The organism is uncultured Traorella sp., from assembly GCF_944327115.1.
Lineage (GTDB): Bacteria > Bacillota_I > Bacilli_A > Erysipelotrichales > Erysipelotrichaceae > Traorella.
Map to the genome: position 1 here is coordinate 1 of NZ_CALVGS010000052.1, position 14,799 is coordinate 14,799.

The 14,799-nt window shown below is 37.7% G+C and carries 17 protein-coding genes; 5 read left to right on the top strand and 12 right to left on the bottom strand.

Features of this window, described 5'->3' with window-relative positions; translation table 11 throughout:
• A partial coding sequence (locus Q0K35_RS04935) for a gamma-glutamyl-gamma-aminobutyrate hydrolase family protein (RefSeq protein ID WP_294561561.1) occupies positions 1-579 on the top strand: 579 nt, incomplete at its 5' end.
• Here Q0K35_RS04935 and Q0K35_RS04940 read toward each other — a convergent pair.
• From Q0K35_RS04940 to Q0K35_RS04970, 7 genes are all read right to left on the bottom strand, one after another.
• Positions 520-1,035, bottom strand: a complete 516-nt coding sequence (locus Q0K35_RS04940) for a VTT domain-containing protein (RefSeq protein WP_294561562.1) — start codon at positions 1,033-1,035, stop codon at positions 520-522. The genes Q0K35_RS04935 and Q0K35_RS04940 overlap by 60 nt on opposite strands.
• 28 nt (positions 1,036-1,063) lie before the next feature.
• Positions 1,064-1,816 (bottom strand): HAD-IIA family hydrolase, encoded by a 753-nt coding sequence (locus tag Q0K35_RS04945; protein ID WP_294561563.1) that lies wholly within the window; start codon positions 1,814-1,816, stop codon positions 1,064-1,066.
• Positions 1,797-2,942 carry an MFS transporter gene (locus Q0K35_RS04950; RefSeq protein WP_294561564.1) on the bottom strand — a complete coding sequence of 382 codons (1,146 nt, stop codon included), beginning with the start codon at positions 2,940-2,942 and terminating at the stop codon, positions 1,797-1,799. The genes Q0K35_RS04945 and Q0K35_RS04950 overlap by 20 nt, the downstream gene beginning before the upstream one ends.
• Positions 2,943-3,191: 249 nt before the next feature.
• A complete protein-coding gene (locus Q0K35_RS04955; protein WP_294561565.1) occupies positions 3,192-4,361 on the bottom strand; it encodes a PatB family C-S lyase in 1,170 nt (389 codons plus the stop codon).
• A gap of 2 nt (positions 4,362-4,363) precedes the next feature.
• Positions 4,364-5,236: a YitT family protein gene (locus Q0K35_RS04960; protein WP_294561566.1), complete on the bottom strand. Its 873-nt coding sequence runs from the start codon at positions 5,234-5,236 to the stop codon at positions 4,364-4,366.
• 13 nt (positions 5,237-5,249) lie between these two features.
• A complete protein-coding gene (locus tag Q0K35_RS04965) occupies positions 5,250-6,734 on the bottom strand; it encodes a hypothetical protein (protein ID WP_294561567.1) in 1,485 nt (494 codons plus the stop codon).
• 84 nt (positions 6,735-6,818) lie between these two features.
• Positions 6,819-7,160: a NusG domain II-containing protein gene (locus Q0K35_RS04970; RefSeq protein ID WP_294561568.1), complete on the bottom strand. Its 342-nt coding sequence runs from the start codon at positions 7,158-7,160 to the stop codon at positions 6,819-6,821.
• Positions 7,161-7,291: 131 nt separating this feature from the next.
• Here Q0K35_RS04970 and Q0K35_RS04975 point away from each other — a divergent pair, with 131 nt between their 5' ends.
• The gene (locus Q0K35_RS04975; protein ID WP_294561569.1) at positions 7,292-8,386 is read left to right on the top strand and encodes a toxic anion resistance protein; all 1,095 of its coding nucleotides are present in this window, start codon (positions 7,292-7,294) and stop codon (positions 8,384-8,386) included.
• 2 nt (positions 8,387-8,388) lie between these two features.
• Here the strand turns inward: Q0K35_RS04975 and Q0K35_RS04980 are convergent, their stop codons facing one another.
• Positions 8,389-8,565: a FeoB-associated Cys-rich membrane protein gene (locus Q0K35_RS04980; protein ID WP_294561570.1), complete on the bottom strand. Its 177-nt coding sequence runs from the start codon at positions 8,563-8,565 to the stop codon at positions 8,389-8,391.
• A 92-nt stretch (positions 8,566-8,657) separates the two neighbouring features.
• Here Q0K35_RS04980 and Q0K35_RS04985 point away from each other — a divergent pair, with 92 nt between their 5' ends.
• Positions 8,658-9,131 (top strand): hypothetical protein, encoded by a 474-nt coding sequence (locus Q0K35_RS04985; protein ID WP_294561571.1) that lies wholly within the window; start codon positions 8,658-8,660, stop codon positions 9,129-9,131.
• Positions 9,132-9,155: 24 nt separating this feature from the next.
• Here Q0K35_RS04985 and Q0K35_RS04990 read toward each other — a convergent pair whose 3' ends face one another.
• Positions 9,156-9,815, bottom strand: a complete 660-nt coding sequence (locus Q0K35_RS04990; RefSeq protein WP_294561572.1) for a methyltransferase — start codon at positions 9,813-9,815, stop codon at positions 9,156-9,158.
• A 60-nt stretch (positions 9,816-9,875) separates the two neighbouring features.
• On the opposite strand from Q0K35_RS04990, the gene Q0K35_RS04995 reads away from it, so the two are divergent.
• Complete coding sequence (locus Q0K35_RS04995; RefSeq protein ID WP_294561573.1) at positions 9,876-11,237, top strand: MATE family efflux transporter; 1,362 nt, start codon at positions 9,876-9,878, stop codon at positions 11,235-11,237.
• Between the two features lie 78 nt (positions 11,238-11,315).
• Positions 11,316-12,398 (top strand): sporulation integral membrane protein YtvI, encoded by a 1,083-nt coding sequence (ytvI, locus tag Q0K35_RS05000; RefSeq protein ID WP_294561574.1) that lies wholly within the window; start codon positions 11,316-11,318, stop codon positions 12,396-12,398.
• Positions 12,399-12,438: 40 nt separating this feature from the next.
• Here ytvI and Q0K35_RS05005 read toward each other — a convergent pair whose 3' ends face one another.
• The 3 genes from Q0K35_RS05005 to Q0K35_RS05015 all read right to left on the bottom strand — a co-directional run bounded on the left by Q0K35_RS05005 (position 12,439) and on the right by Q0K35_RS05015 (position 14,787).
• Positions 12,439-12,921, bottom strand: coding sequence for a DUF3783 domain-containing protein (locus tag Q0K35_RS05005; protein ID WP_294561575.1), 483 nt, complete (start codon positions 12,919-12,921; stop codon positions 12,439-12,441).
• On the bottom strand, positions 12,914-13,747 hold the full coding sequence (locus Q0K35_RS05010; RefSeq protein ID WP_294561576.1) for an ATP-binding protein: 834 nt from the start codon (positions 13,745-13,747) through the stop codon (positions 12,914-12,916). Before Q0K35_RS05010 ends, Q0K35_RS05005 begins: the two co-directional genes overlap by 8 nt.
• Before the next feature lie 215 nt (positions 13,748-13,962).
• Positions 13,963-14,787 carry a PRD domain-containing protein gene (locus Q0K35_RS05015; protein ID WP_294561577.1) on the bottom strand — a complete coding sequence of 275 codons (825 nt, stop codon included), beginning with the start codon at positions 14,785-14,787 and terminating at the stop codon, positions 13,963-13,965.
• Positions 14,788-14,799: the final 12 nt, after the last annotated feature.

Sequence of the window (14,799 nt, forward strand, 5' to 3'; positions counted from 1 at the left end):
CTGCACCGCTATGTCTTTTCCTCTTATCTGATTGATAAGATGAGAGCGTATAATGTGATTCCCTTGTTTCTGTTTGAAGAAACTCAGTTTTATGAATGTGACGGCTTCATCTTAGCCGGAGGCGGCGATATCGATCCTAAGCGATATCATCAGCCAAAACATCCCGAAACAAAAATCGATACATGCAAACTTGAAGAAATGGAATTTGCGGTTGTGGACCATGTTCATAAAAGACAGCTTCCCTTGCTTGGCATCTGCAAAGGAATGCAAGTCATCAATGTCTTTTTTGGCGGTACGCTTCATCAGCATATATCCCAACACCAAAATGTAACACATCCGGTTATCTTATCAAATAAAAAAGAGATCCTTGTTTACAGCGACCATCATCAATGCATCGATCAGCTTGCTTCAGGCTTCCAGATCAAAGCAATGAGCCGTGACCAAAGGATCGAAGCAATACAGATGAATCAGATATTGGGGGTCCAGTGGCATCCTGAAGTAGAAAAGGATTCTTTCCTGCTAACTTCTTTTTTTCAGGAAGTATCGGCCCATAAAGTAACAAAGCATCAGAACCGATAGAATGATCATATAACGGTCAAAGTGGAAATATTCATTTAAAACTGATGAAAAATAAATCAAAAGCAAAGAGCGCAGCCATCGGCATCCCCCATCCAGCAGCATAAACACCCAGCGGTTCATCTTCAACATGCCTGCTGCATAGGAAAGTATAAAGTCAGGAAACGGGGAAAGAGATCCAACAATGATATATAAATAACCCATTTTTTGAAATTTCTCCACCGCTGATGCCATCATTTCCTCACTGACAAACCTTAAAGCTGCCTTTCTGCCATAACGGTTGCTGATCTCATAGCCGATATGACCGCCGATACAGGTACCAAAGCCACTCAGCATTGAATAGAAAAAAGCTTTGTCAGGATATAAAAGACAAAGTGGCAATAAAACTGCTTCCAGTGAAGGAAGTGGTAAAAAAGCTTTAAAGATTGAATAAATAAAAAGAAACAAGCCTGATTTCATATCTCACCTGTTTCATTTTATGTGTCTTTTACTGATTTAATTCATCCAGTCGGTGAATGATACGATCCGGATAGATCTTTAAGCGTTCAATATCTTTTTCATGATGGACACCGCTAAGCACCAGGATCGTTTCCACATGCTCATTTGCTCCCAACGCTATATCTGTTTCCAGATTATCACCGATGATGATACATTCTTCTTTAGAAAGATGATAATAATCAAGAGCTTCATAAAGAAAAGCGCTGTGTGGCTTGCCGATCTTCATGGACGTCTGCCCACTGGCATATTCAAACATCTTAACAATCGATCCATTTCCGATATGAAACGTATCACCATGAGCCAATAACCGGTCATCATTCGTTCCCACCAGAATAGCTCCTCTTAACAGATACTGCAGCGCATGAGAATATTTCTCATAGTTTCCAAGCTTATCAAGTCCCACAAATAAGCATTGCGGTTCTTCGCTGATTTCAAAACCATTGTTATGCAAGGCTTCTGCCAATCCATCCATACCGATCATCTGCGCTTTATCATAGCCTTTCTTACGCATGATGCGTGCTGCCGCCATGGAGCTGGTAAAGAAATGCTTCTCTTCTATTCCTTTAAAACCTAATTTTTCCATATGCTCCACATTTTGCCGTAATGTCCGAGTCGCATTATTTGTCAAAAAGAAAAAAGGAATATGATTCTTTAAGCAGTTATCTATAAATTCCTTTGCACCGGCAATATTACTATTGCCGCGATACATCGTACCATCTAAATCAATCAGATATGTTTTCATTTTTAATCACCACACCTACTTTACCATATTTTCTCATAAAATACCAAATAAGAAAAGGAAAAAGCGCAAATGAGGCGAAAATATACAAGGCCGTATCAAAAGAAAACCATGCTGTAAGCATTTGACCTAATAAAGAAGCAACAAAACCGCTCATACCGAAATACACCGCAAAACCGATGATCTGCGAAGAAGCGGCTAAATAAGAAGGTGTACAGCCAACAATGAGCTTTTTAGAAAGGACGACGATGATCGGATGCGTAAAAATCTGAAGCAAAGATACGATAATGATCATATAGCTGACAGATACAAAACCATAGAGAGCAAATTTCAATGCACTCATCAATGTACAAAATACCAAGAGCTTAGAAATCGAAAATTTATGAAAGATCTTTTTTATACTTAAATATATTGGTATTTCCATAAAAGCCTGCAAGGCATATTTCAAAGAGATCATTCCTGCGGAAGCTTTCAGCTGTACCATCTTATCAACAACGATATATTGATCGGCAAACCCCATCAGCATCAAAAAGAAAAATATCATTAAATAACCGATATATTCTTTATTTTTCAATAAAAGCAGAAAATCCTGCACCTTGATTTCTGTCTTTTCCTTTTGTTTCTCCGGCCACTGATAGATCAAAAAGAAGCTGATCAATGAAGAAAGGATACACAAGCTTCCCTTACCGACAGGCATGAGCTGTGCAGAAAGCAAAGAACCGCTGATAAGTCCCAATGCTCCCATGCTTTGATATTTTCCGAAATTATCCGGTTTTGCCATTAGAACAATGGTTTCACAGCTGCTCATCAATGTTCGTGAAACACCAATTAATCCTATTAAGAAAAATGCTTTGAAAAGCATTGAATCAATCAAATAAAAAAGGATCATAAATCCTATATATAAGCTTGTACTGATATAAAAAGAAGGCTTTAAACGGCCCTGACCATCACTCTTTTTTCCCAGCCACAAAGACATCAAAAATGAAAATAAGGCACCTCCGCCAAGAATCATGCTTTTCTCAAAAGCCGTATAACCTGCATCATTGATCAAAGGAATCAGTTGAGATGCAATACATCCTACCGATACATATGAAAAGTAAAGAAAAAAAGCAAGCCGAACATTTTTCATGTTTTCACCTGCTTTTAGTATATGACTACAAAGTAGTTCTATGTATAAGGGAAGATAGAGTTACCAGCTGGTATGAGAAATGAATGAAAAGGGAAATTTAGTACCAACCTTTGTTTAATAACTCTATCATGGTTATTATACCATAAAAAAACTAAAATGGTTAAAAAATAACTAAAAATTTTCTTTTTTTTATTAAATAAGTGTTTATCATTTATTCATCTGCATTGTATGATCATAAATGATCAATGATTACTGCCGTTTTTTATATGCATCGAATAATCTATGTAAAGCAATCTCAAGCTGCTTGGTAGGAAGCGCTAAATTGATCCGCATAAAGCCTTCACCATTCTTCCCAAATGTACTTCCTTTATTTACGATAAAGCAAGCATCATCATATAAGAAAGAAAACATTTCTTCTTCATTTTCAAAATAAGCACGCATATCCACCCACATTAAATAAGTCCCCTGCAATTCACTGTGCCATGCTTTTGGAAAACAGGAAGCAAAAAAATCAGATGCTTTTTTATAATTGATGCCGACAACATGCATCATTTCTCTGATCCACCGATCACCACATCGATAAGCACATTCTGTTGCTGCCATGGAAAGCGGATTGATCGAAACATGATCTTCACCGATATAAGCTGTTCGAAGCTTTTCATTCGGAATGATGATATTGCTTGTCTGCAAACCTGCCAGATTAAACGATTTACTGGCAGCGGTACATAAAATAATTTGATCATAGGTATTTAAAAACTTTAAGATATTCGTATGTACATAACCTTCCATGATACAGTCATGATGAATCTCATCTGCGACGATCAGGATATCATTGGCTTTGCATATCGCAACGATATGTGCTAATTCTTCCTGTGTAAATACTTTTCCGACCGGATTATGTGGCGAACATAAAATCAATACCTTATTATTTTTTTCCTTTGCCTGTTTTTCAAACAAGGCAAAATCAATTTCATAATGCTGATCTTTTAATATCATCGGACATTCGACAACACTTGTCTTATTTGAACGTGCTGCCTTAAAAAACGGCGGATAGACAGGAGTAAAGATGATCACTCCATCTCCCTCTTCCGTAAATGTTTTGACGCTGCGCACAAGAGCTTCCACAACTCCGTGACTCAGCACGATCCAATCTTTATCCACATGGACATGATGATGACGTTTCATCCATGAAACGATGCTTTGCAGATAAGCATCGCTCACTGCCTGATAACCATAAGGATCCATTTCATCTACCGCTTTATGCAAGGCAACCTTTATTTCATCCATGACCTTGAATTCCATATCGGCAACACTCAGGGGAATGATATCTTCAGGATATTCTTCATTTTTTGTGTTACGCACCATCCATTTTGATGCGAAGGTCTTTTTTCGATTCAATTTAGATTCAAAATCGTACATAATTACTCCTCATTCAATAAACGCTTTTCATAATTTCCAATGACATGCAAGCCTTCCGAAATAACGATGAAGGCATGTTCATCCATATCCAAAACAAGCTTTTTCAAAGCCGAAATCTCATATTTTGAGATAATCGTCACGATGATATCCATATCATGATCCGTATAAGCACCATAGCCATGCCAATAGGTCACCCCTCGGCGAAGCTGTGAAATGATCTTTTTCTTGATCTCTTTATTTTGTGAAAAGATCATGACATGGGTTGCGATATTCTGTGTATGAAAACGATCGAGTGCCAGCGTAAAAACGGTCACATAGAGAATCGAATAAATGGCCGTTTCAATATCAAATAAAACAGCACATATCACATAAACAACAGCATTTAAGATCAGTGATAATCGGCCGACAGAACCACCCTTGGTCTTTAAGGCATAATACATGCCCAAAATATCAAAACCGCCGCCGCTGCCGCCTTCTCTCAAGCATAAACCAATCCCGATGCCGCCAATCAAACCGCCTACCAAAACACTTGTCAGCGCATCTTCCAAAAGCGGCGTCTGCGGTATGGGAATCAAGACCAGCACGATAGATTGAACGATCGTCGAAAGAACCGAAAGATAAAAGAAACGATGTGACAAGCTGCGATAAGCCATGATATATAATGGTATATTCAATGCGAAATAAACATATCCCGACCAATCATACTGTGACTGGCTTGAAATGACTAAATTAACAATGGAGCGCAATACCTGAGAAACTCCTAATAAACCGCTGCTGTAAAGATTCAGCGGCACGACCAATAAATTGACCCCTAAAGCAAACAAACTTGACCCAAATATGACGATAACATAGGGCTTGATCTGTTTCCAATTCATTTTTCTTCACCCTCTAACTATATTTCTTATGATCTTTGGCACGCTTCAGCTTCTCTAAAACATTTTCCTTAGAAAGATCTGCCTGATCCAGTTCATGAATATCAAAACCAAGCTCCTTTAGAAGCATTTCAATGATCTCACGGGGATCGACATCTCTGTAAAGCATATCATTTTCCGCATAATAAGCTTCATCTAAAGCAGCCATATCATTCGTCAGCACACATTCGATGTCCAACGCTTCGACAAGCCCCTCCAGTTCACTTTTAAGCAGCGGATCGCGCAGCAGCAGTCTGCGATCAATACCATATTTCTGCCATCTTGCCAATAATAACCGATAAATTTCATACACCATCGTTTTTAATGAAGTACAATAGATCTGAACATCCTGAAAGCCATCCTCTTCATTGCCCACGATACACAATGTCTGAAGCTCATCCTTCAAAGGCAAGGTCATGACCTCTATCATGGCTTCCCCGTCACCTCTTGCACACTGTTTTTTTATTTGATCGATGCGTGATGGATCAAAATAATCAATACGCAATACCTTCATCTTTCCCTCACAGACAGAAATTTGCGCATCAGATATATATTCGACCATTTTACCGCTCTCATATTTGATCTGATTTTCAGCACAATAAGCAATCGTCTTTACATAGCGATGCAAAGCTTCCAGATAGATCGTTCGATATCCGTAAGGTATCTCTTCATTGCTGTTGACATTGGCATAGCACAAAAAACCGCCATAGCTTCCCACATTTAAGTCAAAATCATCCGGCTGATCCGTCCTTGTCCGCTTCAATAATGCCAATTCAATACAGTCATGGTATTTTATGATGCTCTGCGAAGGTGCCTGCTGATTAATGCCCATATACTGAGCCAGCTTATCGGCACTGATATGAAAATTCAGGACGACATCCTCGCTCGCATCACAGCCCATATATACGACCCTGCTGCAAGGAAGATGGATCTTCACGATCTGGTTATGCATATAATCCTGAAAAAAACGTATTTTCACAAGCTGGCTGATTTCTTTTTGAACATCATCATAAAAGCTTCTTCTATGATCCGTTTGAAAAGAAGCCAGCATCTTATTGATCCATTCGAGATCCGCATCGCTTTGCAGTTCTTCTTCAATACCGCTGCCGGCACCCTCATAAAGATTTTTACCGACGGCCTTGATACATATCGGCACGATATCTGCCTGTATCTCCTTCTCAACAGCAACTATAAAATGAAGCTGATCGATCTTATCATAATAGTAATCAAAGCTTTCCTTTTCCTTGATACGCACCAATGTTTTTTCAACATTACGATGGGCATCTTTCTGAATCCATTTATCATTAACATGAAACGCATAAGCTTCTACATCATCTAAATTAAAAAGAAGCTGAATCATGGAATGTAACTCTTCAAAGGTTGTTTTCTTTGAAACCAGCACTCGGCGCATCACTCTTTTTTTCATTCCTGTTAAAGAAATTCTCAGTTGAATTGCTTTCATGAATCCTCCTTTATCCTGAGTACATTATACTATATTTTTATTAAAATACTTACTTTTTTTCAAATCAATCAAAAAGAAGCAGAGCTACCTGCTTTTCGTATAGATCATAACTTCATTTGGCATACATACGATAGGTGAGAGCGAATCCTTATCATGCCAGCCCATCTGCTCACAATTGTGATTAGGACATTCAACATCCACGACCCGAAATTTAGAATCCTTGACCTCCAGATGCATGACACCGTAAGAGCCGCTGAATTCATATGTCTGATCGACATCTATATCAAATTCCAAAATTACTTCATCCCGATATTCCACGACACCGAGATCGCCATGATGCATGCTGCCGATCAGCTGATATACGATCACGCCTGCAATTGCTATGATTAATAATCCTATAATCAATTTTATATCTTTTTTGTTCATCATTTTTCTCCAGTAATAAGATTATAGTTGATTCTTATAAATTATACAAATGTTTCTCTTAAATTTTTTCAATAAAGCTATCCACATAAAAAATAACGTGATAAAATAAAGAAAAAAATAGGAGATATGAGATGAAAGATAAATTACCTGTATTAACATTAGACCCAAATTCAGAAGAAATTCAGGAAACGGTAAATCAGCCGGATGAAATCGTCTTAACAAGTGAAGAAGAAAAACTCGTGCAGGAATTTTCTGAAAAGATCGATATCAGTGATGCCAATATGGTGCTTCAATACGGTGCCAGCGCTCAATCAAAAATCAGTTCTTTTTCAGAAAGTACCCTTGAGAAGGTTCGTACCAAAGATCTGGGTGAGATCGGTGACTCGCTCAGCGAGCTGGTCGCACAGCTGAAAACAAATGAAAAGCCGGCCAAAAAAGGCTTCTTTGGTTTATTCAATAAATCCAGGATCGAACAGCTCAAGGCCAATTATGCTTCTACGCAGACAAATATTGACAAGGTCGTTTCTGTCTTAGAGAAGCATCAGATTTCTTTGATGAAAGATATCACGATGCTCGATCACCTCTATGAGATGAATTTAGAAAATTATAAAGAATTGACATTGTATATTTTAGCCGGCAAGCGCAAATTGGAAACTGCCCGTCAACAGGAGCTTCCAAAGCTTGTGGAAAAAGCAAATCAGTCCCGCTTGCCTCAAGATGCCCAGGCGGCCAATGATTATGCGGAATTCTGCAATCGCTTCGAAAAGAAACTGCATGATTTGGAATTGACACGTACGATCAGCATTCAGATGGCACCGCAGATCCGTCTGGTACAAAATAATGATACATTGATGGCGGAAAAGATCCAGTCATCTCTGATCAATACGATTCCTCTTTGGAAAAGTCAGATGGTGCTGGCATTGGGCATTGAGAATTCCCGTCAGGCCATGGAAGCCCAGCGTACGGTTACCGATATGACAAACGAGCTTTTGAAACGCAATTCAGCTATGTTGAAGCAAGGAACGATCGAAACGGCAAAAGAAAGTGAACGAGGTATCGTTGATATTGAAACGCTGCAGTCTACCAACAAGGATCTGATCGAAACCCTTGATGAAGTATTGAGGATCCAAACGGAAGGTCAGCAGAAACGTCAGCAGGCTGAAGCTGAATTAAGAAGGATCGAAAACGAATTAAAAGAAAAACTGACAAATACAGTAAAGGCATAAGATCATTGGATCTTACGCCTTTTACTTTCATCTACTAACTGTTGGATTGCTTTGGCAGGGCAGCCATCGGCATGCGCACAACCGCTGCATCCACTGCCACAGCCCTTTTGTTTTCTCATAGATCTTATTGCGAAATATACACATACCAGCAGTATTACCAATACGATAGCAGTTGTCATAATCCACCTCTATTGAAAGCATAGCACGATTCAAAGATACTTGCAAATCTTATGAATTTCGATTAAACTATATCTACAAGGAGGCTTTCTCTATGAAATATGATCCACACAAATCATCTTTATTTGATTTAGATGCCAATGTGGCAGCAATTCTGGTCTATCTTCTTCCATGGATGGTCAGCATCATCTCCTCTTCTTTAGGCGGTGTTGCATGGATCATACCTCTTTTAGCGCTGATCTTGGAAAGAAAAAGTGATTTTGTTAATTTCCATGCGGCAAATGCACTTGCTTTTTTTGTGATAAATGCTGTCATATATTATATCACCGTGTTTTTCGGTCTTACAGCAGCATTAACCTCTTGGTTAGATAATATGTTCATATTGGGTATCTTTTATATGGGTATCCGTGGAATCATTTCAGTGATTTTGGGAATCATCTTCGCAATCATTGAAATCTATTTGGGTGTCGGAAAATTATTTTCCATTATCAGAGCTTATGAATATAAGGACATCAACGTTCCCGTCATCGCTCAGATTGCCAGAATCATCTTAAGCTTTAAAAGATAAAAGCACAATAGAATGTGCTTTTTTTTATCTGCTTACAATTTTTTCTTTCATGACCTTACAGTGTACATTCCCCTGCTTTACAGCTTCAATTAATATTCCATGAGCCATATCATTTTCACAATCACGGATAAACTGCAAGGTCTTGATCTCCAGTTCATTTTTCCGCATCTCAACACAGATATCTACCAAACGATCTGAGCGGTGCACCAAATAAAAGCGTCCCTTTTCTTTCAACAGGCGATTTGCACTGGCGCATAGCACTTCTAATGTAAGATAACATTCATGACGGGCAATCCTTTTATAATCGCTGACATTTAACTGCTTATCGCTGGTAACCTTAAAATAAGGGGGATTACAGATGATCACATCAACAGGTTCACATACCACATCCTTGATATCTGCATGAATGATCTCAAAATCTTTGATATGATGCTCATTAAGATTCATTTGTGCCAGCTCACAAGCCTCTTTTTGGACATCAACTCCTATCAGCTTCCCTTTCGTATATAAAGAGGCATAAAGCAAAAGAGCACCATTATTCGTTCCGATATCCAAGACGCGCTCATCCTCTTTGATTTTCATAAAATGGCCTAACAAAGCTGTGTCCGTGTTCATACGGAACATATCTTTACGCTGATGAAGATAAATATCGGTTCCCGGAAGATAATCATAAGTCATATTCATAGCAACATCTTATCAAAATTTATATAGAAAATAAAGAATATTTTTTATATAATATCGAGTATGAGCATTAGAAATTATATCGGTAACAAAGACTTTTATAAACAAACGGCCCTTCTAGCCATTCCTTTATCGCTCCAGCAATTGCTGGGAAGCGCTATGGAAATGATCGATTCTTTGATGGTCAGCTGGATCGGTATGATCAGTGCTGTCGGAAGTGCTTCACAGGTAATCATCATTGCCTCTACGATTACATGGGGCATTTTAAGCGGCACCAATATCTTTGCATCACAATTCTATGGAAAAAAAGATGATGCCCACTTAAAAAAAGTATTTGGTCTTTCCTTATGCCTGACATCGATAAATGCTTTATTTTGGATGCTCTTGATTTCACTGTTTCCGCAAAACCTGATCCGTTTCTACATCAGTGACAATGATATCATCATCCATGCCCTGGATTATTTGAATATCGCACGATTTACGATCCTTCTTGAAGCAGTTTCTTTTACGTTCAGCTATCATTATCGCTGTGTCAATAAGGCTAATCTTACTTTATATGTCAGTATTTTTTCCATGCTTTGCAATATCGTCTTAAATTATATCTTTATCTTCGGATGGGGACCTATTCCGGCCATGTATATTTCAGGAGCCGCTTTAGCAACCTTGCTCTCACATTTCTTCTCCATTCTGATCTATCTCATATACGGCATCAAAACCAAACAGCCGTTTCTTGGCAGCTTTCATGAAATGTTTTCCTTTAGCTTCGACTTTGTCCGCCATATCTTACGACGTGTCTATCCGCTCATCATCAACGAAGCCCTATTTGGCTTTGGCAGCTCTTTGATCATCAAAGCACTCGGCGGTCTTAGCCGAGAAAACTTGGAAGCTTATTATATAGGAGATCAGATTGCCGCTTTCTTCTCCTTTATCATATGGGGCTTTGGAGGGAGTGTCCAGCTCATGTTGTCATATGATCTTGGAAAAGGAAATCAAGAAGGAGCCATTCAAAAAAGCAAGCATTTCATGGGTCTGGCTTTTGTGCTGGCAATCTTATTAGCTTCTTTGTTATCCTTATGTTCACCTTTGATCATGAGCTTCTATAATATTCAAAATGAAGCTATCTATGCATCCACAAGAGCAGTTTTATTTGTATTTTGTTTAAAGATTGCTTTCCGCTTGTTTAATTTTACGATCTTTTCAATATTACGCAGTGGCGGTGATTCCAGGATCATTTCCTTTTTGGATGCGGGAATCATGTATCTTGTGGCCATTCCGTTATCTTTTATAAGTGTTTATCTTTTTCATATTGAAAGTGTTGCGATCGTATATCTTATTACTCAAAGTGAACAAGTCGTACGTTTCATATTTGGAATCAAAAGAATTCGTAAGGGTATATGGGCTGCGGATCTGACACATGTCAAATAAATATATTATTTTTTGTATATAAAAACTATTCATAATGTCAGGATTAGTGTAAAATAATATTGTTAAGAGGGAATGCAAATGAATATGTCTAAAAAGAAAGATTTTATTATTAATTTTATATTTTATGGAATCCTTTTGGGACTCTTATATATTGGATTTAAGTATATTGCTCCTATTTTGATTCCGTTTATGATCGGTTTTCTGATATCTTATTTTATCCAGCGGCCTGTCCGCTATCTTCATAGAAAGCTGCAAATCAATAAAAAAATTCTTTCCATTACCTTACTGCTTCTTTTTTATGTGCTGATCAGCTTTTTGCTTTTTCTATTATGTGTCAATGGTTATTCATGGATCATGAGCCTAACAAATGAATTACCAAAATTTTATGAATATGTTGTCCAGCCGACGATTGATAATCTGATTCAGGAAATATTATTATTAACTGAAAATATGCCTCCTGAGTTTAAGAGCGCTCTTGATGAGCTTACAAGATTGATGCTGGACAGCTCAAAACAGCTTCTGGGAACCATATCTAATTTTATCGTCCAGTATCTTGCCAATGCCGTAAAAGGAATTCCCGGACTGTTTATTTCATTCGTCATGACGATCATCTCATCATTCTTTTTCATCATCGACTATGATAAGATCATTCAGTATATCTTGTCACATTTAAATGATACGGCTCGAACATTTTTATCCGATACCCAATATTTCTTAAAAAACAAGTTATGGGTCATCATCAAAGCCTATGCTAAGATCATGACATTGACCTTTGTTGAACTGTCTATTGGTTTAAGTCTGATAGGTACGGAGCATCCGATTTTAATAGCACTTGCCATCAGTATCTTTGACATCCTGCCGGTCTTAGGTACCGGAGGTATCATGATTCCTTGGAGCCTGATATGTCTTATTCAAGGAAATATCGCAATGGGCGTGAAACTTTTGATCGTATATGTAATCATCACTGTGATCAGAAATATCATTGAACCTAAGATCGTGGGTGCTGAGCTGGGCATCCACCCATTGGCAACTTTGATGGCGATGTTAGTTGGTGGTCAGTTGTTCGGCATCATCGGATTATTTGGCTTCCCGATCTTACTTTCATTCATTCTATTCAAAAAAGAACAAAATAATCAAAAAAATAAAAATATCTCTGTATGATTTATACAAAGATATTTTTTAGAGAAATCATTTTTCTCATTTAAAGGTTTTCCAGTCTTTTGATCATCTCTTCCATGGCATTAACATCGCTTCCCTGATAAATGATGAAGGCTTCCATCAAAATTTTTTCAATCTGTTTTTTATTTTCATTTTGAGAAACCTGCACCTTTTTTTGAAGCAATTCTTTTAACCGATTTTTTGCCTGGAACAGATGATGCTCCTGCATGACCTCATCAAGCAGATCCTTCAATGTCCATGAAAGGTTATGAGGTGTTGATGCTATAAAAATTGCATTGATTCCTTTTGATTTCAAGCTGTCAGTAATCTCATTCATCTTATCTTCTCCATAGTCAAACATATATACAAAAGAATTTGACAATGACATCCTGGTTTCTTCCTGATTACTTTGAAGCACCAGATCTTTCATTTTAGTATGCAGATCCTGATCTGAAAGATAAGAATAGTCAAGCTTTAAATCATGGATCATTTCCTTGGAAATATTTGCGATAAGACATTTACTCATATTTTTTCTCCTCATCATAAGTATCTAAAAAATGATAACTCTTTTCTTTATCAAAATAAGATATAATTTGTCCGATATTTACATTTGCTGAACTTTTAAAAATATTCTTTTCCACATACGGATTGACTTCATGAAGCTGCGCGATCAGATCCTTGATCTCCTTACGTTTAGAAAAATGTTCAACTTCATCATCCTCGGTAAATTTACAGGCACATCGTATAAAAGAAAGATCATTATGCTTGCACCAACGCAAGACATCCGCTTCCCGGATCAGATAAAGCGGTCGTATAAGCTCCATTCCCTCATAATTATCTGAGTGCAGCTTTGGCATCATGGTCTGATATTGTCCTGCATAAAACATGCCCATCAGGATCGTTTCGATCACATCATCAAAATGATGACCAAGAGCAATCTTATTACAACCGTTTTCCTGAGCGATACGATACAGATGACCTCTTCTCATCCTTGCGCAGATAAAGCAGGGATTTTTCTGCAAGGTCGTGACATAACTAAAAATTCTGGCAGGAAAGATCTCAATAGGTATTTCCAATTTCTTTGCATTCTCAATGATCTTATTACGATTTGCTTCATTATAACCGGGATCCATCACGATATATTTCACATCAAAATCAATTTTTCCATGACGTTTCAGCTCCTGAAACAGCTTTGCCATCAGCATGCTGTCCTTGCCGCCACTGATACAACAAGCAATGACATCCCCTTCTTGTATCATATCATATTCACTGATAGCTCGTACAAAACGGGCCCATAATTCTTTACGATAAGTTTTTACGATACTTCTTTCTGCTTCGTTCCATGCTCTCATGCCTGTTATTTTATCAGACTTTACAAGTAAATGCCACTATAAAAACCAGTAAATGTTTTTTGCCATGGCCTATTAATTAGTAAAACCTGTTTCATATGAATATGACAATTTATCTGTTATGTCGAGATCAGAAAGTATCGCTTGATCAATTTTTCAAAAATATCCTATGTGATTTTATGATCAAAATAATCTAAAAGAAAAGACGGATATCCGTCTTATTCCTTTGCTATGTCGCAAATACGCTGAATATGTAAGCCCAAATAGCCAATTTCAATTCTAGGGATCGTATGGTGCAGTTGGCTTCCGATTTTGATCAGAATGGTTTCCGCAGTTTCATAGGCCAATGGAAAATGTGTCTGTACATATTCATCCATATCTAAATTCAATTTTTCATTGGTCCTGATCCTTGCCAGCATATATTTTATATGTGTTAATAACCGGCTATAAGCTAATGACTGCATATTGATGGAAGTATTCAGCTTTTCTTCGATCATCTTGATACTTTCTTGTACGATTATGGCCACCTTCATGCTTTCATCTACTTTCTCATGAGTAGCGGCACTATGCAGATGCAAGGTAATATATCCGATTTCATCCTCGTTGATTTCATAGCCCAGTCTATTTTGAATGATTGCTTTTGAGATACTGGCAGCTTCATATTCATCCGGATTCAACATACGTATTTCATTGGTAAACGGATTAGAAATTACCAGTCCATTTTTTATTCTCTCAACAGCAAAAGCAATATGATCACTTAAAGGTAATAGAATGTTATGATCAAGGCTTCCCAGTTTTTCACTGGCATGCTTGAGAATCTGATGAGCAATTTCCAAAAAAGCCGGATCGATTTTTTCAATAATTTCTCTACCGCCTCTTTCTGCTTCACCTTGAAGCTGATAAAGAGCTTCAAAAGAGGTATTGGCAATCTGATCCTCCACCTTTTTTCCAAAACCGATCCCTCGATCCAATATCAGATACTCTTTATGATCCTCTGCGACAAGAATTGCATTATGATTTAAAATTCGAGTAATCTTAAACATTCTATTCCTCCT